22 protein-coding genes are annotated in these 21,590 nt (G+C 51.9%); 14 read left to right on the forward strand and 8 right to left on the reverse strand.

The features are described from left to right. Positions 1-8: 8 nt before the first annotated feature. On the reverse strand, positions 9-917 hold the full coding sequence (locus D7Z26_RS00420; RefSeq protein ID WP_407643473.1) for a DNA-3-methyladenine glycosylase family protein: 909 nt from the start codon (positions 915-917) through the stop codon (positions 9-11). Positions 918-1,057: 140 nt separating this feature from the next. Here D7Z26_RS00420 and D7Z26_RS00425 point away from each other — a divergent pair, with 140 nt between their 5' ends. The 4 genes from D7Z26_RS00425 to D7Z26_RS00440 all read left to right on the forward strand — a co-directional run bounded on the left by D7Z26_RS00425 (position 1,058) and on the right by D7Z26_RS00440 (position 4,277). Further along, on the forward strand, positions 1,058-1,642 hold the full coding sequence (locus D7Z26_RS00425) for a bifunctional transcriptional activator/DNA repair enzyme AdaA (protein WP_120973711.1): 585 nt from the start codon (positions 1,058-1,060) through the stop codon (positions 1,640-1,642). Next, entirely contained in the window at positions 1,642-2,181 is a 540-nt protein-coding gene (locus tag D7Z26_RS00430; RefSeq protein ID WP_120973713.1) for a methylated-DNA--[protein]-cysteine S-methyltransferase, read from the forward strand. The genes D7Z26_RS00425 and D7Z26_RS00430 overlap by 1 nt, the downstream gene beginning before the upstream one ends. A gap of 92 nt (positions 2,182-2,273) precedes the next feature. Beyond that, a complete protein-coding gene (locus tag D7Z26_RS00435; RefSeq protein WP_120973715.1) occupies positions 2,274-3,206 on the forward strand; it encodes a manganese-dependent inorganic pyrophosphatase in 933 nt (310 codons plus the stop codon). A 72-nt stretch (positions 3,207-3,278) separates the two neighbouring features. Further along, entirely contained in the window at positions 3,279-4,277 is a 999-nt protein-coding gene (locus tag D7Z26_RS00440) for an LLM class flavin-dependent oxidoreductase (RefSeq protein ID WP_120973717.1), read from the forward strand. A gap of 79 nt (positions 4,278-4,356) precedes the next feature. Here D7Z26_RS00440 and D7Z26_RS00445 read toward each other — a convergent pair whose 3' ends face one another. The 4 genes from D7Z26_RS00445 to D7Z26_RS00460 are packed head-to-tail and all read right to left on the reverse strand — an operon-like array spanning position 4,357 to position 5,969. Further along, complete coding sequence (locus D7Z26_RS00445) at positions 4,357-4,872, reverse strand: DinB family protein (RefSeq protein ID WP_120973719.1); 516 nt, start codon at positions 4,870-4,872, stop codon at positions 4,357-4,359. A gap of 43 nt (positions 4,873-4,915) precedes the next feature. Continuing rightward, positions 4,916-5,146: a hypothetical protein gene (locus D7Z26_RS00450; protein WP_120973721.1), complete on the reverse strand. Its 231-nt coding sequence runs from the start codon at positions 5,144-5,146 to the stop codon at positions 4,916-4,918. Continuing rightward, entirely contained in the window at positions 5,143-5,478 is a 336-nt protein-coding gene (locus D7Z26_RS00455; RefSeq protein ID WP_120973723.1) for a hypothetical protein, read from the reverse strand. The genes D7Z26_RS00450 and D7Z26_RS00455 overlap by 4 nt, the downstream gene beginning before the upstream one ends. Next, the gene (locus D7Z26_RS00460; protein ID WP_120973725.1) at positions 5,475-5,969 is read right to left on the reverse strand and encodes a DUF5643 domain-containing protein; all 495 of its coding nucleotides are present in this window, start codon (positions 5,967-5,969) and stop codon (positions 5,475-5,477) included. Before D7Z26_RS00460 ends, D7Z26_RS00455 begins: the two co-directional genes overlap by 4 nt. Positions 5,970-6,137: 168 nt before the next feature. On the opposite strand from D7Z26_RS00460, the gene D7Z26_RS00465 reads away from it, so the two are divergent. The 3 genes from D7Z26_RS00465 to D7Z26_RS00475 all read left to right on the forward strand — a co-directional run bounded on the left by D7Z26_RS00465 (position 6,138) and on the right by D7Z26_RS00475 (position 9,147). Then, positions 6,138-6,653, forward strand: a complete 516-nt coding sequence (locus tag D7Z26_RS00465) for a metallophosphoesterase family protein (RefSeq protein ID WP_120973727.1) — start codon at positions 6,138-6,140, stop codon at positions 6,651-6,653. Positions 6,654-6,745: 92 nt separating this feature from the next. Continuing rightward, a complete protein-coding gene (locus D7Z26_RS00470; protein ID WP_120973729.1) occupies positions 6,746-7,624 on the forward strand; it encodes a radical SAM/SPASM domain-containing protein in 879 nt (292 codons plus the stop codon). Positions 7,625-8,085: 461 nt separating this feature from the next. Beyond that, the gene (locus D7Z26_RS00475; RefSeq protein ID WP_120973731.1) at positions 8,086-9,147 is read left to right on the forward strand and encodes a M42 family metallopeptidase; all 1,062 of its coding nucleotides are present in this window, start codon (positions 8,086-8,088) and stop codon (positions 9,145-9,147) included. Between the two features lie 12 nt (positions 9,148-9,159). Here the strand turns inward: D7Z26_RS00475 and rsgA are convergent, their stop codons facing one another. Further along, positions 9,160-10,272: a ribosome small subunit-dependent GTPase A gene (gene rsgA, locus D7Z26_RS00480; RefSeq protein ID WP_233566533.1), complete on the reverse strand. Its 1,113-nt coding sequence runs from the start codon at positions 10,270-10,272 to the stop codon at positions 9,160-9,162. A gap of 423 nt (positions 10,273-10,695) precedes the next feature. Here rsgA and lepB point away from each other — a divergent pair, with 423 nt between their 5' ends. The 3 genes from lepB (at position 10,696) to D7Z26_RS00495 (ending at position 14,664) form a co-directional block, all read left to right on the forward strand. Next, on the forward strand, positions 10,696-11,778 hold the full coding sequence (gene lepB / locus D7Z26_RS00485) for a signal peptidase I (protein ID WP_120973733.1): 1,083 nt from the start codon (positions 10,696-10,698) through the stop codon (positions 11,776-11,778). 170 nt (positions 11,779-11,948) lie between these two features. Next, positions 11,949-13,190: a DUF445 domain-containing protein gene (locus tag D7Z26_RS00490; RefSeq protein WP_120973735.1), complete on the forward strand. Its 1,242-nt coding sequence runs from the start codon at positions 11,949-11,951 to the stop codon at positions 13,188-13,190. 193 nt (positions 13,191-13,383) lie between these two features. Next, positions 13,384-14,664: an ArsB/NhaD family transporter gene (locus D7Z26_RS00495; RefSeq protein WP_120973737.1), complete on the forward strand. Its 1,281-nt coding sequence runs from the start codon at positions 13,384-13,386 to the stop codon at positions 14,662-14,664. A gap of 9 nt (positions 14,665-14,673) precedes the next feature. Here D7Z26_RS00495 and D7Z26_RS00500 read toward each other — a convergent pair whose 3' ends face one another. Further along, positions 14,674-15,582 carry a DMT family transporter gene (locus D7Z26_RS00500; RefSeq protein ID WP_120973739.1) on the reverse strand — a complete coding sequence of 303 codons (909 nt, stop codon included), beginning with the start codon at positions 15,580-15,582 and terminating at the stop codon, positions 14,674-14,676. 231 nt (positions 15,583-15,813) lie between these two features. Here D7Z26_RS00500 and D7Z26_RS00505 point away from each other — a divergent pair, with 231 nt between their 5' ends. The 3 genes from D7Z26_RS00505 (at position 15,814) to D7Z26_RS00515 (ending at position 18,423) form a co-directional block, all read left to right on the forward strand. Then, on the forward strand, positions 15,814-16,755 hold the full coding sequence (locus tag D7Z26_RS00505; RefSeq protein ID WP_120973741.1) for a hypothetical protein: 942 nt from the start codon (positions 15,814-15,816) through the stop codon (positions 16,753-16,755). A 178-nt stretch (positions 16,756-16,933) separates the two neighbouring features. Then, the gene (locus tag D7Z26_RS00510; RefSeq protein WP_120973743.1) at positions 16,934-18,184 is read left to right on the forward strand and encodes an MFS transporter; all 1,251 of its coding nucleotides are present in this window, start codon (positions 16,934-16,936) and stop codon (positions 18,182-18,184) included. A 29-nt stretch (positions 18,185-18,213) separates the two neighbouring features. Then, positions 18,214-18,423 carry a hypothetical protein gene (locus D7Z26_RS00515; RefSeq protein ID WP_120973745.1) on the forward strand — a complete coding sequence of 70 codons (210 nt, stop codon included), beginning with the start codon at positions 18,214-18,216 and terminating at the stop codon, positions 18,421-18,423. Positions 18,424-18,481: 58 nt separating this feature from the next. Here the strand turns inward: D7Z26_RS00515 and D7Z26_RS27975 are convergent, their stop codons facing one another. Further along, positions 18,482-19,324, reverse strand: a complete 843-nt coding sequence (locus tag D7Z26_RS27975) for a C40 family peptidase (RefSeq protein WP_120973747.1) — start codon at positions 19,322-19,324, stop codon at positions 18,482-18,484. 274 nt (positions 19,325-19,598) lie between these two features. Between D7Z26_RS27975 and D7Z26_RS00525 the strand changes: the two genes are divergently transcribed. Continuing rightward, positions 19,599-21,572, forward strand: coding sequence for an ATP-dependent DNA helicase (locus D7Z26_RS00525; RefSeq protein WP_120973749.1), 1,974 nt, complete (start codon positions 19,599-19,601; stop codon positions 21,570-21,572). The last annotated feature ends 18 nt before the right edge of the window (positions 21,573-21,590 follow it).

Here is a 21,590-nt window from a genome sequence, read left to right on the forward strand (position 1 = left end):
CGGACGTTTCAGTACAGCACGCGCCACAGATAGAACGTCGCATAGGCTTCCCAGTTCTCCCAACCAACCGCCAGCTCCTTAATCCGAGCTACGGTTGGTTTTTGCTGTAGGTTCAGAACCGATTTGATCGCGTTATGCAGCCCGACGTCGTCGATCGGGAACGAAGCCGGATATCGCAAACACCTCATCAGCACGTAATTGGCGGTCCATGGGCCGATCCCGCGAATCGAGACAAGCTGCTTCTCCGCGGCTTTGAAACTTTCGGCTTCAAGCAGCCTTTCTTTGCTCAGATTGCCGTCCAATAACAGCTTCGCGACTCCGATCAAATACTCCGATTTTTTCGTCGTCATTTTCAGCTCGGCGATCCGTTCCACTTCGAGCTCGGCGATATTTTGCGGCGTGGGGAACAACCACACCTCGATCTCTCCGCGTCTGACCTTACGTCCGAACGTCTCGACGAATCGCCGTTTCAGCGTGTACGCGAACGCCAGGTTGATCTGTTGGCCGATGATGCCCCAACAGAGCGCCTCGAACAAATCGGGAATGCCCATAGTGCGCAGCCCGAACAAGCGCGACGTGACGCCGCTGAGAATGGGATCATTCTTGGCCATGGCATAGAACTGCGTGAGATCGTTGTCCAGATCGAACCACTCCCGGACATAGCTCACGATCTCTTGTACCACGTTCGCGGACCATTCTTCTTCATCGAGAGAACGGATGAGCAAGTTGCCGGATTCGTCGCCGCTGACTTCGAACAGCCTCGGTTGCTCGGCTACGGGAATCGCTTTGTAAAGCTTATCGTCGCGAATCAGATACAAGCATTCATCCGGCGATCTGGCCAGGTAATCCAAGTTCACGCCGAAATGGAATTCCTTCGGCACGGGAATTGTTATCGTTTGATTCATTCTTTTATCGATCTCCTTAACTTCGTTTCGATCCGAGTATGATTTAGTTGTACCATATTAAGACGGATAGCACTTTGGTAATCTTGCGCTTTCATTTCGAATAGCTAACATGAAACCGTTGATCGGGTTATACTTAGCGTAGAGGTGGTTCTATGAACGACGAATATTGGCAAGCGATCGTCCTGTGCGACGCTTCGTATGACGGTAAGTTCTACTACGGGGTCATGACGACCGGCATCTATTGCCGACCATCCTGCAAGTCGAGAGTCCCGACGCGGGCGAACGTGAAGGTGTTCCGGAACGCGGAGCAGGCGATCGAGGAAAGCTTCCGTCCCTGCAAGCGTTGCAAGCCGGACGGAGGCAGGCTTCCCAGCGAAGAATGGGTCGCGCAAATCGCGAGCGAGATCGAAAAGCGTTATGCGGAGCCAGTGACGCTAACCTCTTTGGCCGAACAATTTCACGGCAGCCCCTATCACCTGCAAAGAACTTTCAAGCGGATCGTCGGCGTCTCGCCGACGGATTACTTAATCCGGACGAGAATCGCGAGAGCGAAAGAAATGCTGTCCGAGACCGACATGCCGGTGATGGATGTCGCGTTCGCGGTCGGCATCGCGAACTTATCCCATTTCTCGACGCGGTTTCTCGCGCAAGTAGGAATGACGCCCACGCATTATCGCAAGAAGCTCAAAGGCGCAATCGCGGACGACAACGGACAATCGACGGAGGAGGAATCATGATGGCAGATAAGACGAAGGATAGTTCGGATAACAGGCTATATTGGACGTTTCTAACCGGCGGGACGCGGAAGCTTGTCGTTGCGGCGACATCGGAGGGTTTAAGTTACGTCGGAGGTTGGGAAGAAGCCTTCGACACGTTCGAAAGCTGGGCGCGCAAAAGCTTCGTCGAAGTCAGACTCATTGAGGACGAAGAAGCAATGAGGCCGTACGTAAGAGAACTGGAGCAATATTTCGCGGGGGAACGGACGGATTTCTCGATTCCGACGAGCCTGCAAGGGACGGCATTCCAGCGCGAGGTGTGGGCGGCCATGTGCAGAGTCCCATACGGTCGGACCGCTAGTTATGCGGACATTGCCGCTAGCCTTCAGAAGCCTCAAGCCGTACGCGCGGTAGGGACGGCGATCGGCAGGAATCCCGTGCTGATCGTAGCTCCCTGCCATCGAATAATTGGGAAAAACGGAACGCTTACGGGTTACCGCGGCGGGTTGGAGATGAAGAAGCAACTATTAGGTTTGGAAAATCCAACTCATCTCGCGTAAGCCGATCGGAATAGATTGTCGATTTTCTTGATTCTGGATAGGTTTTTGAGGTATACTTTTCTCGCCAAAATTAATAGATGAGGAGCAAGAAAATGAGCAAAGTATTGATCTTCGGTCACAAAAATCCGGACACGGATACGATTTGTTCCGCGATTGCCTATGCGGATTTGAAAAGCCAGCTAGGGGAAGACGTTGAAGCCGTTCGTCTTGGCTCCGTTAGCGGAGAAACCCAATTCGCGTTGGATAAATTCGGTTTTCAAGCGCCGCGCCTCGTCGAGACGGTAGCGGGCGAAGCCAAGGGCGTCATTCTTGTCGACCATAACGAACGTCAACAAAGCGTAGCCGACATCGATCAAGTTACGGTATTGGAAGTTATCGACCACCACCGTATCGCGAACTTCGAGACAAGCGCTCCGCTATACTATCGCGCCGAGCCCGTAGGTTGCACGGCTACGATTCTTAACAAGCTGTACAAAGAAAACGGCAAGTCCGTTCCGAAGAACATTGCCGGATTGATGCTGTCCGCGATCATCTCCGATTCTCTCTTGTTCAAATCGCCGACTTGCACGGCGCAAGACGTCGCGGCTGCCCGCGAGCTTGCCGAAATCGCAGGCGTCGACGCCGATAGCTATGGTCTGGATATGCTGAAAGCGGGCGCGGACCTTAGCGACAAGACGATCGCTCAATTGATCTCCTTGGATGCCAAGGAATTCTCCATGGGCAGCGCGAAAGTCGAGATCGCCCAAGTGAACGCGGTGGACGTGAACGACGTTCTGTCCAAGCAAGCGGAACTTGAAGACGCGCTTACGAACATCATCAATGCCAAAGGTCTTGATCTGTTCCTGTTCGTCGTTACCGACATCTTGAACAACGATTCCGTCGGTCTTGCTCTCGGACGCGCTTCGGATGCCGTCGAAGCGGCTTACGGCGTGAAGCTGGAGAACAACAAAGCGGTTCTTAAAGGCGTCGTCTCCCGTAAATCGCAGATCGTTCCCATTCTTACCGACACTTTCAACAAACGCTAATCCATATGGACGGCCCGCGAACTTTGCGGGCTTTTTTGCATACATAGGCAACATGAACAGGAGGCGAACACGATGAAATTAAGCGTTCTCGACCATTCCCATGTTAACGAAGGCAGAACCGTAAAAGACGCGCTTAACGAGACCGTCGCGTTAGCCCAAGAGACGGAGAAGCTTGGCTATCGCCGATTCTGGGTATCCGAGCACCACGGCTCCCAAGCGCTGGCCTCCTCCAGTCCGGAGGTGCTGATCGCGCATATCGCGGCGCATACGGAACGGATCCGTGTGGGTTCCGGAGGCATCATGTTGCCGCATTACAGTTCGTACAAGGTCGCAGAGAACTTTAAGCTGCTCGAAGCGTTACATCCCGGTAGGATCGACGTCGGCTTGGGACGCGCTCCAGGCGGTTTCCCGATGGCGACGAGAGCGTTGCAGGAACATAAGCGGGTGGATATCGACTTATATCCGCAACAGGTAAGCGACCTGAACGCCTATTTGCATGACGACGATCCGGCGTCTCACCGTTTTGCCGGCTTGCGCGCTTTCCCGCAGACGGACACTATCCCCGAGCTCTGGCTGCTTGGCTCGAGCGACGGCTCGGCAAGAATTGCGGCGCAGCAGGGGACGGCTTACGCATTCGCGCAATTTTTCGGCGCGGCGGGCGACGAGCCTCTGCATCTGTATCACGCGTATTTCAAGCCGTCCGCATACGAGCCGTGGCCAAGAGCGCTCGCTGCGGTGATGGTCATCTGCAGCGAATCGGAAGAGGAAGCCCGTATGCTCGCGAAGAGTAACGAGTTGTTTTTCCTGAAGCTGCTTAGCGGTCAGGAAATGGGATTCCTCCCGTCCGTGAAGACGGCCAGCGAATATCCGTATTCGGCGATGGAAATCCAGATGATCGAGCAGATGAGGGCGCGTCGGTTTATCGGAACGCCCGGACAGGTGAAGGAAGGGCTAAGACGTTACGCCGAAAGGATGCATTTGGACGAGCTCATGATCGTGTCGCACATTCATGACTTCGATAAGCGCGTCGAATCGTACCGGTTGATTGCCGAAGCGTTCGCGAAGTCGTAACCAAGTCGTAACCATGAAGAAGACCGAAGTCCCGCCTCTCTCGAGAGGATGGAACTTCGGTCTCATTTTTATTATTCGTTTATTTCAGGTACTTATCTCGGACGATATTCAAATGATGGATCTCATGTCCGGCAATGATATAAGCCCACGCGCGCACGGTAGACGGGTTGTCGTTCACGATGCCGCTCCGCGTCCATGCCTCGTCGGACAACCCTTTAAGCAAAGTAAGCGTGGACCGGCGAACGGCCGCGTAATCTTCGAGCAGGTCGGCGAACGAGCAGGCGTCGAAGCTGGCTCCGCTCATAAGTTCGTCTTGATCGTAACCGCTAAGCGGCGTGCGATCGCCTCTAGCGATTCGAAGCAGCCGATAGCCCATGATCCGCTCGTTATCGGTAATATGTCCGAGCACTTCCTTGAGGCTCCATTTGCCCGGGGCATAACGATAGTTTCCTTGCTCTTCCGTAACGCCGGAGAGCAGCTCCGTCGTGGATTGCAGAGCTTGAGCGAGGAATTCCTGAATATTTACATCCTCCACCAGGCGGACGTAAGTGTCGAAATGCGGGTTGTATTCCTCTTGAGTAGGACGATTAGACATAAATGAGCACACTCCTTTTCCTAAGTATATCATCGTACCCCTATCATTGCAGTTCCTGCTCGTACAAGACATTGCCCGCGTTATCCAAGCCTTGGATCGATAACCATACGTAGTTTTTCTCCGCGTCGTTCCATAGGAAGAGGAACATTCGGTCATCCGCGATCGTTTGGCGAAGTTCGGTCCCCCTCAACCGCAGCACGACGGTCGTAATAAGCGGATCCGACACGTAACCGTAAAACTTAGCTAGCCGAATTTTTTTGTTTCTCTGATTCATTCCCCAACTATGGTCAAGGGCTTGCTCCGATCGATCTTGATTCCGCTTTCCCCGCTGCCCAACTCCCAACCGAATCCTCTTTTCACGACCAAATCCGCGGAAAACCAATCTTTATAAGTGCCTAAATAAACGATTTGATGCGAATCGAAGGGAACGGTCACTTTTTTCGCAACTTTCGATGGGCCGTAATGAAGGCTTCTTTCGGACAGCGCGTGTGTGGCGTCCGCGCTTCGGAAAGTACCGAGCGGATAGACCTCCAGCTTAAACAATAAGAACAATAATGCTACCGCGGCTACCCATTCACATAACGTTATCAAAGTTTTGCGTTTCATCTCCGATCGTCCTCCTTTCCTAACGGAAGGGCGAGCTCGAAGTTCCGGTCGAATAATTCAAATCGAATGGTTAAACTGGAATTAATCGTGTTACCTAGACCCTCATAATGCAAAAAACCTTCGTCGCCCCATGGACTTGAATGAGCGGACGAGGAACGTTGCATCAACTCTTTTCCTTTGGAATCGAATAGTTTAAGAGCATTATTCGATAAGGACCATCCGCCGACATCGCCTTTAATGTCTTTATAATGAATAACGACTTGCGTAGGCGTAATGTACATCGTTTTCACGATTATGGTATCTCCATCGATCTTAAACGAGCGGTCAACGTCGTAATGCGTCACTGGCCCGTCTTTTTCAAGCAGGCGAATGTATTCTTTTATCCCTTTGTCGGGCCAATATCGATCGACTGCCCACATGACGAGCATAATCCCCGCCAAGACGATAATCATTCTTCTGACTACCGTAGCGAGTTTCGTGAGTTGTCTCAATGCAACGCCTCCCTATCTACATAAATAAACGCGACAGGAAGATATTGGTTACGGTGTGTTCGTAAAAAATTAGGCCTGAACGTTCGTCCTTGTAGCCTTGATCGAAACGGTTACGGTCAATATGATGAAGGTATAACAATTAGTTGCCGAGAAACGGAGTTGATGCGGATGAAAATCGTCGTCTTATCCGATACACATATGCCGAGAATGAACAAGAAGCTGCCGGAACGCCTAGTTCGCGAACTGAAGGGGGCGGACGCCATTCTCCATGCCGGAGACTGGACGAGACTGTCCGTTTATGAGGAGTTAGCCGCTTATGCGCCGACTTATGGCGTCGCGGGAAACAATGACGGGGAAGAAATCGTGCGCAAGTTCGGTTTGAACAAGCTTCTGACATTCGAAGGCTGTCGGATCGGCATCGTGCACGGACATGGCTCGGTCAAGAGAACCGGAACGGAAGCGCATGCGATCGCCGCTTTTAAGGGCGTACCCTTAGAAGCGATCGTGTACGGCCATTCGCACATTCCCGTTCTGAAGCAAGGTGCCGAGGGAAGCCCGCTTATTTTCAACCCCGGATCTCCGACCGATAAGCGAAAGCAGGCGCAATATTCGTTCGGTATTTTCCGAATTTCGGATGGATCGATAAAAGCCCGACATGTGTTCTATGCGAATAAAAACGGATAAGAGGCGGGTTAAGATAACGAAGCTCCCGCAACCTCCCGTTATGGTATAATGAACGCATCATTATAGGGGCAATACCGATTGGAGAACCGATCTTGAAAACATTCAAAAAGTTTTATATCGAAATCACGAGCATCTGCAACTTGGCTTGCAGCTTCTGCCCGCCGACGAAACGCCAGGCGAATTTCATTAAAGTCGACGCCTTTACGCATACGCTAGACCAGATTAAGGGACATGCCGACCATATTTATTTTCACGTCAAAGGCGAGCCGCTGCTGCATCCGAAGATCGACGAGTTGCTGGACCTGAGCCACGAGAGAGGTTTCAAGGTTAACTTGACGACGAACGGAACGTTGCTTCACAAAGCCGGTCCGAAGATTCTCGGCAAGCCCGCACTCCGGCAGATTAACTTCTCGTTGCACAGCTTCGACGGTCACGAAGGCTCCGTGGACAAAGAAGGATACGTATCCAGCGTCGTCGCTTTCGCTAAGGAAGCGGTCGCGACGTCCGATATCCGTATCTCGTTCCGACTATGGAATTTGACCCAGGATAACGAAACGAACGTGCAGAACGACCGCAATCGCGAAATATTGAGCAAGCTGGAGGAAGAATTCAAGCTTGATTATAAGATCGAAGAGCATTTCGTCAGGGGTAAGGGAATCAAGCTCGCGGACCGAATCTATTTGAACCACGAGGAAGAATTCAAGTGGCCGGACCTGAAGGAAGAAGAGGACCTAAGCAAGGGCTTCTGCCACGCGCTTCGCAACCAAGCCGGCGTACTTGTCGACGGCACGGTCATTCCTTGTTGCTTGGATGGAGAGGGCGTCATTAATCTGGGGAACATCCATCAAGCGGAATTCGGCGACATTATCGAGGGAGAACGAGCGACTCGACTGTATGACGGATTCTCCCGCAGGGAAGTCGTGGAAGAGCTGTGCCGCAAATGCGGTTACCGCCAACGGTTCAATGCTTAAGTAAACGAATCTGAGTAAAAAGCAATTGAGCAAACTCGCTACAACTCGATCCTAACTCTCTAGTTTGCTCAAAGTTCGCTCAAAGTTCGCTTTAGCTCCAATCGACAGCTAACTTCCAACCGCTCGGCTCGCGCGTCAACCTGTAAAAACTACAGCAGGAAGTCGAATTTCGCATGAATTGGATTTCCAACCTGTAAAATGTACAGTGGAATTTGGCGTTATGAACAACTGGGGAGAAATTGAGGCAATCCTACTGTAGCGAATGCAGGTTGTATGCGGAGAACCTCCCTTTTTCGATGAAATGCCTGTAGTAAATACAGGTTGATGTATGACTTCCAGTCAAACCTTCTCCATAAGTGTTGGAGAGGGTTTTTATGTCAAGCATTCCTTGTTGCAGGAACTTTTCATGCGATCCGTTGTCTTATTGTAAAACGACAATCCATTATCGAGGAGATCAATCAATGACAACTGTACTGAACCCAACGCTTAACCGCGAATACATGATGGAAATTTTGCGACGGTTGCTGGATACGCCGAGTCCGAGCGGGTTCTGCATGGAAATCATGAAGCTTGTCCGCGACGAAGTAGATCAGCTCGGCTACAAGCTCGAGATGACCCCGAAGGGGAATGCCATCATTACGTTGCCCGGTTCGGATAAGTACGATTCCGGAACGCTCGCCTTAACCGCGCACGTCGATACGTTAGGCGGAATGGTTCGTTCGATCAAGCCGGACGGAACGCTTCGGTTTACGCCGATCGGCGGTTATGCGATGCAATCGGTGGAGAACGAATATTGCCTCGTACATACGCGCGACGGCAGAACCTACGAAGGTACGGTGCTTACGAATAAACCGTCCGTACATGTGCACTCGGATATGCGGGATTGGAAGCGCGACGAAGCGAACATGGAAATTCGCATCGACGAGACGGTGAAGTCGAAGGAAGACACCGAGAAGCTCGGCATCGCTCCGGGAGACTTCATCTCCTGGGATCCACGAACCCGGATGATGCCGAACGGTTGGATTAAGTCGCGGCATTTGGACGACAAGGCGAGCGTAGCCGCTTTGTTCGGACTAATGGAATGGATGAAACGCGAAGGTAAAGAACCGAGCCGGCCGGTAAAAATCATTCTGTCTACCTACGAAGAAGTCGGACACGGCGCCTCGTATATCCCCGCGGATATCACGGAGATGATCGCGGTCGACATGGGTGCGATCGGGGATGACTTGTCGACGACGGAGCATGACGTATCGATCTGCGCCAAGGATTCTTCCGGACCTTACGACTACGGCATGACTTCTAAGCTTATCGATTTAGCGAAGCGGGAAGGCCTTCCTTACGCCGTCGATATTTATCCGTTTTACGGTTCGGACGCATCCGCTGCTCTTCGTGGAGGCAACAACATCCGCGCGGCGCTCATCGGCCCCGGCGTGCATGCTTCGCACGGTATGGAGCGCACGCACGCGGACGCGGTCGCGAACACGGCGGCATTGCTGCTTGCCTACGTGATGGAAACGGAATAAACGAAGCGAATGTTAATCGTTATCCCAATCGGCGAACTGGTTCGCTCGCGGTCGCGGCTTGGAAGGCTTCGCGCGAGCGCTTTTCTGTCCCGATTTGGCGCTGCCGGCTTGGTCCTTGCGCGCGAGGCGTGCGAGCTCTCTTGAGGTTTTGCGGTAGTTGGCGAGCCGCTTCGCATCGAGTTCTCCTGCTTCGATCGCGTCGAGAACGGCGCAGCCTTGGGCGTTCTCGTGCCGGCAATCCCGATAACGGCAATGGTCCGCCAAAGCTTCGATGTCGGAGAATGCGTGCTGTATGCCTTCGTCCGCATCCCATAATTGGAGTTCCCTCATGCCCGGCGTATCCATGAACAGCGCTCCGCCTTGGAGCAAGAAAAGCTCCCGGTGCGTCGTCGTATGTCGACCTCGGGCATCGCTCTCGCGGATGCCTTGAACATGTTGCAAATCTTCGCCCGCGAGCCAATTCAGCAAAGTAGATTTTCCGACGCCGGATGAGCCCGTTACGCCGATCGTATTACCGGGTTGCATATAAGCTTGAAGAGCTTCTTTCCCTTGATCGCGATGCGCGCTCACGACATGCACGGGAACGCCCGGCGCGATTTGTTCCACCTGGGAAGCGAAGTTTGCCGGATCGTCGACCAAATCTGCCTTTGTCAGCAAAACGATCGGTTTCGCGCCGCTTTCCCAAGCCGCGATCAGATACCTTTCGATTTTACGAAGATTGAAGTCCAGATTCAGCGCGTTAACGATGAACAAATAATCCAAGTTCGCGCCGATAATCTGGTCCTCGAGCACTTGCCCGGCGACTTTGCGTACCATGGCCGAGCGGCGGGGCAGTACGGCGTGAATGACGGAACGACGTTCGTTCGGGAGTTGAGCAACGAGCACCCAGTCGCCGACGGCGGGATAATCTCCGCGTTTGGCGGCGTTGAACTCGAATTTGCCGGTGACGACGGCGCTATGTTCGCCCGATTCCGTCATGAGACTGTAGGAATGGGAGAATTGAGCGATGACTCTCGCGGGGGAAAGATTCTCCGAAGCATTCGCGAAATGACGGGACAGTACGTCGTCCCAATGTTGGTTCCAGCCGTAGGCTTGCAATTGATTATTTTCGATAATTGGTTTCAAATGAAAACTCCTTCGTAATCCGAATTAGAATGTAATACAAAAACGAATAGCACAAAAGCCGCAGGGATTCCCTGCGGCTTATTCGTCTGCTCATGCAGATGCATGCAAACAAAAAAACCGCCCGAAACCTTATGGTCTCAGGCGGTCGACTGCGATGAACGGCGCGGACGAGGGCTCACCCCGCACGACATTACCGTTATCGAATTCGAACAAAACCCCGTTGAGACCGGTCGATATGCGCTTGCGAATCCATCGCGACAATCGATACATTCAAATAGTTTGCCATATGACATCAGCCTCCTTTAAGTAATTGACGTTAGTATAAAGGTACTAACCCGCCTTGTCAAACCTTAGCAACCAACCGCCCGTTACGTGCGTCTAAAGTATAAATGGATAACATCATTTTCCATTAAGGGGTTGTGTATGAAAAAGAGCGGAACAACTTTGCTTATGATGGCCTTGCTTGGCGTAACGTTATCCGCGTGCCGGAGCGAGCCGCCGATTACGGACGAACATACGAAATACGATCTGCCCATCGTCGATAAGCTGGCGGCGGGCGAGAGATTGCATTTCATTCACAACGAAAGCATGGCCTTATCGAAGCAGTATTTGGACGTTCCGGTCGTCGTCGACCTGACCGAATATTCCGACCGACCGATCGCCAGGGGAGACGTCGTCTATTTCCGTACGGATGCGGGTAACCCGTCCAGCGGATACGATGTCGCGAGAGTCGTCGGATTGCCGGGAGAACGGATCGTCATTAAGAATGGCCGAATTTCGATCGACGGGCATAAGTTGGATACGTTCTATGGACACATCTCGAAGGCTGAGCCGGCTAATAATAACGCGGTATACGATCGGGATATCGTAATACCCGACAAACGGTTTTTCATGATCGGCGACGTGTGGTTTAGAAACTTCAGCGGCAGCTTCATCGAAGGTCCGATCGAGGGGGACCGCGTGAAGGGGAAAGTTGTCGGCTGGGTGAAAAGTCACATCGAATCGACTTCTCCGGCCTTACCCGCGGAATACCTTAAGACGCTGACCGATTGGTACGCCAAGCAGACGGATCAAGAGAAATTAAAAGCGATTTGGGAGTGGCTTCCTTTCATCGACTGGAACGTCTACGAGGAAGCGAGCGGGAACAAAACATCGGAATTGCTTACTTTTCTGTACGAGTATCGAGGATCCATCGGCGAAGGGGAGAAGATCCAGCTGCTGCAAGCGACGAAAGGGCTGGACGGGGCGTTATCGGAAACGTATTCCGCGATCGTCGGGGATTGGTTTCTGAGCGATATGCCCCATATGATACAAGCGCTAACTATATTGGGTCCCGAAAAAGCAAATTCGGTTATTGGCTATATCGCATACCATTGCAGTTATGGAGACATCGCGAAAGCGATGAATGATGCGAATGCATCGCTTCAATCGGACTGGATCACTCCCCCGGAGAAAACGACGGTGCAAGCGCTGATGTCCGCGATGAAAGCTCATCAAAGCGAATAGGCTAGCGCAAGCGCGGGGGCGAGCGAGTATCTTTCGTATCCGGATTGAGTTTCTCGCGTATGTCGTCCGCGTTCGAATTGATGAAAAGGTTGTCGAATGCTATAGTATGAAAATGGAATTTACATTGGCATAGCAGCAAATATCCAGCAAGACTAACGAGGTTTGAAAATATGAGAACAAGATTCATTGCCGGCTTATCGCTCGTCACGATGGGAGCGGGCTTCATCACGACCTTATTCCTTCCAGACCACCCCGCAATCGAACTGCTGAAGGGCGGCTTCGAAGCGGGGCTGGTCGGAGGCTTCGCGGATTGGTTCGCGGTCACGGCTTTATTCCGTCATCCATTAGGCATTCCTATCCCGCATACTTCTTTGCTGCTCAAAAATCGGAACAAGATCGCGAATTCCCTTATCTCCGCGCTGGAGAACGAATTGTTGAACAAAGAGAGCATCGCGCGCAAGCTCAAGCAGCTTCAACTGCTCAAGCTCGCCGGATCCGCGATGACGCGTCTGGTCGGGAAGCGAAGCAATCGAATCGGCGCGTTAAACGCCGGTCAAATTCTGCTTAGGCAGCTTCCGCTGGACTCGTTCGTTCCTTTGCTGCAGAACGGAATCGTCACGCTATTGCGTCAGACGGACGTTAAGCCGCTGGCGACGAAAGCGCTGGATACGGCGATTACGGAAGGCTGGGACGAACGGGCGCTCGATTACGCGCTTAATCAAGGCAGAGTCTGGGTGAGCAAACCCGAAACGGGACATCTCCTCGGCTCGATCGCTCAGCAGAAGCTAGCGGAAGCTAAGGTTGGCGGCTTCATGGGCTTTGCCGTGCAAGCATTCGCCGGTTTCATGAACGAAGAGAAGCTGGGGACGATGATCCAACAGCTTATCTTGTCGGGCATTCAAGATCTCGTTCTCCCGGACAACCCGAACCGGGAGCTGCTGCTGAGAGAGATTCGATACCAGCTTCAACGCGTCGCCGGAGACGAGGAACTTCTCGAGCGCGGCAAAGACTGGTTAATCGATAAGGCGACGAATCCGGATAGCGGGAAGTTTCTGCTGGAACGAATGGAGAGTTTGCGGGATTTGCTGCTGGAAGCGCTCGAGAACGAGAAACGACGCGGAGGACGTAAGGTCGTCAGCGCGTTCCGTTATGTCGTTCGCCGCTTGCAGGCGGAGCGACAGCTCGCGGAGAGCGCGGAGCAGAAGGCGCTCTCGTTCATCGTGAATACAGTCGAGGCCAATCATTACCGGATCGGCGCGCTCCTGAAGGACAATCTCGACAAGATGAACGACAAAGAGTTAGTCCGAATGCTGGAAGAGAAAATCGGCGGAGATTTGCAATGGATCCGAGTCAATGGCGCTATCTGCGGCTTTCTGATCGGACTGGTCTTGACGGCAATTCAGTTGTTCTAGACTTGTGCTCTCACGCCGAATCCGATAAGATAGATTTATAAGCCTTAGTCCGATCGTATGAACAATCGCATAAGCTTGACCCGGAGGAGCCTGCCAACAGCGGGCTCTTTTTGCGTTTTTTCAGACCTGTGTCCGAACATGTTTTGGGTGCGATTGGGAAATCATGAAGGCAATATTAACCTGGGAGGTCATCATGGACCAACAAGCAAATTGGGCAATTGCAATATTTTTAATCATCTATGCGCTAATCGTTACGGAGAAAATCCATCGAACGATCGTTGCGATGCTCGGCGGCATTCTCATGATCGTATTCGGGATCGTGGATCAGAATACCGCCATGCACCATATCGATTTCAATACTTTGGGATTGCTGATCGGGATGATGATCATCGTCAGCGTGACATCGGAGACCGGATTGTTCCGATTCATTGCGGTTTACGCGGCGAAGAAAGCGAAGGGAGAGCCTATCCGCATCCTGGTCGCGCTTGCGCTTATAACCGCGGTCGGCTCTGCCTTTCTTGATAATGTGACGACCGTATTGCTTATCGTTCCCGTCACCTTCAGCATTACGAGGCAGCTTCGCGTAAATCCGGTTCCTTTTTTGCTGACGCAAATTATCGCATCGAATGTCGGAGGGACGGCCACGCTTATCGGAGACCCTCCGAACATTATGATCGGAAGCGCGGTGAAGGAGTTATCGTTCCTTGATTTTATGATTAATTTGGCTCCGATCGCGGCGATCGTGATGATTGTATACGTACCGATTTTCATTCTGCTATTCCGGAAAAAACTACGCACGACCGAAGAGTTGAAACGCGGAATTATGGAGTTAGACGAGAAACAGCTGATCACGGACGGTAAGTTGCTTCGAAAGTGCTTATTCGTCTTAGGCCTTACGATGCTGGGCTTCTTCACGCATCAGCTATTCCATCTGGAATCGGCGACAGTGGCGCTTGCCGGGGCATTCTTGTTATTGCTTCTATCGGGGGAACACAAGATGGAGGACGCGTTCACGAAGGTGGAATGGACGACGATCTTCTTCTTCATCGGTTTGTTCGCGCTCGTATCGGGGCTAGTTGAAACCGGCGTAATTTCCAAACTTGCGGAAAATGCGATCGAGTGGACCGGAGGCGATCCCGTTGCGACTTCGATGCTGATTCTATGGCTAAGCGCGATTGCTTCGGCTTTCCTGGATAACATCCCGTTCGTCGCGACGATGATTCCGATGATTCAGGAAATGGGAATGATGGGTATTCAGAATCTAGAGCCGCTCTGGTGGAGCTTGGCGCTCGGAGCCTGCCTTGGGGGCAACGGAGCGCTGATTGGAGCTAGCGCCAATCTGATCGTCGCCGGAATGTCGGCCAAGGAAGGTCATCCGATCTCCTTCATGACTTATCTGAAATACGGCTTCCCGCTCATGTTGCTCTCCATCGTCATGTCCAGCGTCTACATCTACTTCAGATACTTGATGTAATCGCCGAAGTTACGCGGCTTCAGCGACGACGACCGTAGGCTTAACGCTGCGCTCCGATCTCATATAGAGCAGCAGGCCGACGATGATGAACACTCCTCCGAGAAGCTGGAACGAGCTGATCATTTCTTGGAATAGAACCATTCCGAGCAAGCTTGCACCGACCGGTTCGGCGAATACGGAAATGGAAATCGTAGTAGGCTTCACGTATTGCAAGAGCCAGTTGAAGATCATATGTCCGAATACGGTAGGAACGATCGCGAGCAATAGGAATATTCCCCACTCTTTGGACGGGTAGTCCAACATGTTATAGCCGGCAAGCGCGTTGTATCCGGCGAAACATACGGCCGCGATCGCGAAGACGATCAAGCTGTATAAGTAAGAGGACACCCGTTCGAGAATGCGTTTGGCGATCAGCATGTTAACGACGACCGCCAACGTTCCGAGAAGCGAGAGAAGATCGCCTTGGAAGGCTTTCCGAGACAGGCTCATATCTCCGGAGCCTACGCAGATCGCACCGATCAGCGCAACGATCAAGCCGATTAAAGCCAGCTTGCCTATTCGATCCTTAAATAAGAAATAGGCGCCGATCATTACGAAGACGGGCTCCAGCGCGAGAATGATGGTTGAACTGGCGATCGACGTATAGTTCAACGATTCCATCCATAACAAGAAATGCAAGGCCAAGAAAAATCCGGCGAGCACGAGCAATATCCAATCTTTACGCGATATCGAAGGAAGGTTCCTCAGTTGGCGGGTTCCGAAGGGCAGCATGAGCAAGACCGTGAATAACATTCGATACAAGCCTTGTACGGATACGGGAGCTCCCGAATACCGAACTAGAATCGGCGCGAAAGAGATCGCGATCATCCCGATCAGCAAAGGGAAAACGGGTTTAATGGGCGGAGTTTTCGGGTTCATTAGTCGATACCATCCTGTTCTGCAACTCAATAAGCAATTATGCAATTGTAATGCCGCGGAACGGAAAGATCAACCGCTTTGCGGTCGAAACGAGCCTACAAAAAGTTTACAGAATCGCAACAACCGGAAATGAGCCCGATACATCCCGATTTTATGATTAGATCCATCGGCGAACAACCGATCGTTAGGACTATGCCCTATCACTCTATTCATAAAGGAGACCACCTAATCATGATCAGAAAATCCCGCAAATCGAAAACCATGACGATAGCCGCGATCGCAGCGTTAACCTTCTCGCTTCAAGCAATGACGGTTTCCGCCGCATCCTCGCCGACGCCGAATTCAATCCAGTTGGCAGCAGCCGATAGTAAATCATCCGCTAAAGTCGTCGCCGAATTCGAAGCATTGCTGAAGAAACAGGGCCAATTACCTCGGGCGTTCGCCTATCTACGCGCTCATATCGGCGATGTCACTCCATCACAAGCGACCGTCATGGCGCTGCACTTGGAGAACGCGGTGAAAGCGCAATTGCCTGCCCTTCAGAAGCGCTTCGAGAAAAACTCCGTTCAACAGGCGATCAATAGAGCCTATACGAAAGGCGCGACCTTAGACCAAGTGATCGCTAGAACGAAGGACGCGAACTTGAAAGCTCTGCTGAAGGAAGCGAAGGACAGCGGATATAAGCTGGAGACGGCTGAAGGCTTTTATTTCCCGATCGTGGACTATTCCGCGTTCAAAGCGTTCGAAAGCCGCGTAAATGCCGATATTAAAGCCTATATCGAGATTATGGCGGTCGAGTCCGATCAAGCGAACGTTAAGGATGCGGGTATCGTAATCGGTTATCAGCAGCTCGTTAACCGGGCGCTTAGCCAAGAAAGCTTCTTGGCGAAGTATCCGTATTCCAATCGTAAGGCGCAGATCGCCAATCTGTTCAACAGCTACCGTACCTTAACGTTCTACGGAGCGAATAACACGCCGCTGTTCGATTACGAGCATAAAGCGATGCAGCCGAACGCCCGTAAGGCATACGAAGCGATTCTGTCGTGGAACAAGCCTGATTCCAGCGCCTACTTGACGACGCTGAGGAAGTTCATGGATATCGTCGAGCAGAACGGATATAAGCTAACGCCGGCGGTCGATCAATTCCGTAAAGCCAATATTCCCGTCGCCTAAAGCCCGCCAAACTTTATTGATGGCAAGTCCAAACCCGGAAGCTTCGTTTCCGGGTTTTTTGTTGTTTTGCGATCGAATAACTCTAATTTTTTATAGACAAATAATAAATTTGTTTGTATATTATAAAACGTAATCCGATAATGTTTGTATATACATTCAAAGCAAAGGAGTTTCTAAGATGTTGAACAACCGCTATGTCCGCACGATTATTCTATCCCGCGTATTGCTGAACCTCGGTATTTGGGTTCGCAATTTCGCGATTCTTCTGTATGTCACCGACATGACAAACAATGATCCGCTGTACGTATCACTCATTTCGGTGGCGGAGTTCGCGCCGATTTTCTTATTCGCCTTGATCGGGGGGACGTTCGCGGATAGATGGAAACCGAAGCGAACGATGATCGCAAGCGACCTGCTTTCCTCCGTATCCGTGTTCGCGGTACTATTCGCGCTTATTTACGGTTCTTGGCACGCCTTGTTGTTCGCGACGTTAGTGTCATCGTCTTTGTCGCAATTTTCCCAGCCCTCCGCAATGAAAATATTTAAGCGTCATGTGCCGCAAGAGCAGTTACAGGGCGTCATGGCAGCCTTTCAATCCATGACGGCTTTGTTCATGGTAATCGGTCCGATGATCGGTACGTTTATTTATACCCACTACGGAATCGAAACTTCGTTGGCTGCTATGGGAATGTTGTTCATCGGATCGGGGAGTATTCTGGCGATGCTTCCGCGTGACGAATCCGCAAGCGCTACTGTCCAAGCTTCCGGATTTCTACAAGAAATGAAATCAGGGCTCGCTTACGTCCGGGCGAGTCGCGTGCTTCGTAAGCTTGGCGGCGCTTTTGCGTTCTCCGGTCTGGCGGCGGGATTAATCCAACCGCTTATGATTTTCGTCGCGACGGAATCATTAGGCTTGGAGAAGTCCGATCTGCAATGGTTGCTTATGGCGAACGGAGGGGCGACGCTTCTCGCGGGAGCATTCATCCTGGCGATCGCCAAGAAAACGAAACCGCAGATCTTGCTTGTAATCGGGCTGATCACCAGCACGTTCGGCACGGTCGGGGTGGGTTTCTCCACGAGTCTGGCATTGTCGATCCCATTGATCGTGATGAACGGGCTGTGTTATCCGTTTATTCAAGTCGGAATTCAGACGCTGTTAATGAAGAACACGGAGGGAGCGTATATCGGCAGAGTCGGCGGCACGCTTTCGCCGATGTTCATGGGGATGATGGTCGTCGGCATGTCTCTCTCCGGAATTCTGAAGGATCAAATGTCGCTTAGAATCGTATATGGAATTTCGGCTTTGCTCTTCCTTGCGGGAGCTCTCATCATAAGTCCGTTGCTTCGCGAAGCCCGCGGAGGAAAAAGTTCGCCGAAACGTCAATCCTTGGCTGGCAAAGACGTACTCAAGGAAGGACAAAACGGTTAAAATAAAGGAACAAAGGACGGTGGTTGCGAATGAGTACTAATCTCTTGTTGATTATAACCGTGATCGTCATGGCGGCCGCCGTCATCTGGACGGTCAGAGTCGGCGTATCGCTTGGGAAGAAGGAAACGAACGGCAGTTATTTCGCGCATTCGGGACGCAAGCTTGGCAGGTTGCTTTCCTTATACGTAGTTGTCATCATTGCCGTCATCATCATATTTATTGCGATGATGAATAAATGAACGAACGAAAAAGACCGCTCCCGGAATCCCCGGGGCGGTCCATTTCGTTTATTCGGGCTTAGCGTAAATACCATTCCATAGAGTTATGGTACTTCGCCGTTTTGTGATGGTGCGTTTTCTTTTTATGGTTGGTGCCATTATCCTTGCTTGGTTTCGATACATTGGTGCTATTGTCCGTGCTCGGATTCGTTACGATGTTGCCATTGTCCGTGCTTGGATTCGTTACGGTGTTGCCATTGTCCGTGCTCGGATTCGTTACGTTGTTGCCATTGTCCGTGCTCGGATTCGTTACGATGTTGCTATTGTCCGTGCTCGGATTCGTTGCGTTGGTCGGAGGCGTGACAACAACGGTGTTTCCGTTTGACGGAATGACACGGCGCGCGGTTACATAAGTTCGATCCCATGCGCTCCCTGCGAAATTCGAGATCGTAACGCCGATCCCGACGCGGTAAGTGTGCAGAAGCTTTCCGTCGCCGATATAGATACTAACGTGGTTAATGACTCCGTCCTTGTTCGTATCGGAGAACACCAGGTCGCCCGGTTGAAGCTGGTTACGCGGAACGTAAGTCCCGGAGCTTGCTTGTTGCTTGGACGAACGCGGCAAGGTTATGCCGGCCTGTTTAAATACGTATTGCGTGAACGAAGAGCAATCGAACGTGCTTGTTTGGTTCGCTTTGGCTCCGAATTGGTAAGGGACTCCAAGAAACTGCTTGCCCGTAGAGATCACTTTGTCGGCGACCGACACGGTCGAGTTGGAAGATATCGTAGATGCGGCAGCCGCATAAGCGGAATGAGAATTCGAGAACAACGTTCCCGCCGAGATCGCAATCGTCAGGCTAAGAGAAGCACCGACCAACAATTTACCGAGTCGGCGATTATTTAAGTTGTTTATATTGTTCATAAGATAATTCCTCCTTAAGGTCATGTTGGATTTGAATGTGCTTCGTAACTCCTGCAACAACCTTATCACATCATTTTCGCCCACCATTTGCTAAGGAGAAGCGGAAACCGTTCGCCTCATGGATATCACCTTGATTCTGATAAAACGATGAGAAAATACACACGATACTCGTATTGACATTACCGATTCGGAACAAAAACTCTGAAATCGCTTGGCAATTGCGGGACGATCATGTGATAATGTCACGACAACGAAACGTGGAGGCAACATCACTTTGAATCGGTATCCTTTCGAATATGAACCATCCAAGCCCATCGTGCCGCAGATCGGCGAGTGGGTAGCTGACGTGTTTTACGACATATTGCCCGAAGCGGGCTTCGAAGTACGCGACGAACAAATCTACATGGCGTTTCAATTGGAGAAAGCGTTCGCGGACAAGCAGACGATTTTCGCGGAAGCGGGAGTGGGGACGGGCAAGACGCTCGTTTATTTGCTGTACTCGATCTGTTATGCGCGTTATCATCGCAAGCCGGCGATCATCGCCTGCGCCGACGAATCGCTGATCGAGCAGCTCGTGAAGCCGGAAGGCGATATCGCCAAGCTGGCTCGGCATCTCGGAATGACGATCGACGCGAGGCTCGGCAAATCCCAGGACCGTTATTTATGCCTGAAGAAGCTGGATAACGCCCGTACCGATTACGAAGAGCCGGAATTGTACAAGGATATTTACGAACAGCTGCCCGCTTTCGTTCATAAGAGCGAGGGGATGCAAGCTTTCCATGCTTACGGGGATCGGAAGCAGTATCCTCACCTGAACGATGAGCAATGGGAGCGGATGAATTGGGATCCGTTCCAAGACTGCTTCGTCTGCGACAAGCGCCATCGCTGCGGTCAGACATTGTCCCGCGAGCATTACCGGCAATCGGCGGATTTGATCATTTGCTCTCACGATTTCTACATGGAACACGTATGGACTTATGAGGGAAGGAAGCGGGAAGGCCAGCTTCCGCTTCTTCCCGAGCATTGCGCCGTCGTTTTCGACGAAGGACATTTGCTCGAATCGGCTGCTCAGAAGGCGCTCACTTACCGGATCAAGCATCCGATCTTCGAGGAGCTCGTTACGCGGTTGCTCAAGAACGAGATGCGCGAGACGCTTGCCGTCTTCATCGACGACGCGATCGAACGGAGCGAGCGGTTATTCGAGTTGCTCGAGAAGCATAGCGACGCAATCGCCGGTTCCGATCGCAGGCATATCCATGTGAACAAAGAGTTGATCCAAGCCGTCTCCAGGCTGCGCGAATCGTTGGACGGAATCGAGGAAGAGCTCGTCTTCGAGAGCGAACTGTACAATCTCGACGGCTATCAGTTGCGCATCGTGGAAGAACACCTGGAAATGATGCAGAAGGCGCTTAGCCTGTTCCAGTCATCGGATTCCTTGATCTGTTGGGCTACGGATAGCCCTACCGGTCTCACGCTCGTCATTATGCCGAAAGCCGTCAAGGAAGTGCTTCGCGAGCGGGTATTCGCGCTGAACATGCCGGTCGTATTCTCTTCCGCAACGCTGTCGGTTAACGATTCGTTCGATTATTTGGCATATAGCTTAGGCGTGTCGAAGTATTTATCTTTCAGCGTGGATTCGCCATACGATTACGAGGGCAGGATGGAAATCTCGGCGCCGCGATTAAGCAACGGACAATCGTATTCGTTCGAGGAAAAAGCTCAGGCAGCCGTACAGGCGCTTCTGCGCACGGAGGGAAGAGCGCTTCTGTTATTCCCGTCCCGCGAGGAGCTCAAACGCTTCAAGGAAGCAATTCCCGCATTGCCGGAGCTGTTCGGCATGCGTTTCGGCTTCGAAGGGGACCGGGAGATCAGTCATCTGATCGCGGATTTCCAGAGCGACGAGACAAGCGTGCTATGCGCCGTTACGTTATGGGAAGGCTTGGACATTCCGGGCCCGTCGCTGTCGAACGTGATCGTATGGTCGTTGCCGTACCCACCGAACGATCCGGTATTCATGGCGAAGCGGCAGGAGGCGGCGTCGCCGTTCGAAGAGGTGGACATGCCTTATATGCTCCTTCGGTTAAAGCAAGGAATCGGAAGGCTCATCCGTACGCGGGACGACTCGGGATCGATTACGATTCTGAGCGCGGAGCTTCATTCCGACGCTGAATTGAGAGCTCAGGTGCAAGGCATTTTACCTCAAGGGGTCGTTCTGCGCGATCACCCCTTATCCGAATGGAAGCGATAATTTGTCACTTTCCCGGAT

Origin of the sequence: Cohnella endophytica, from assembly GCF_003628305.1 — a bacterium.
GTDB classification, from domain to species: domain Bacteria; phylum Bacillota; class Bacilli; order Paenibacillales; family Paenibacillaceae; genus Cohnella; species Cohnella endophytica.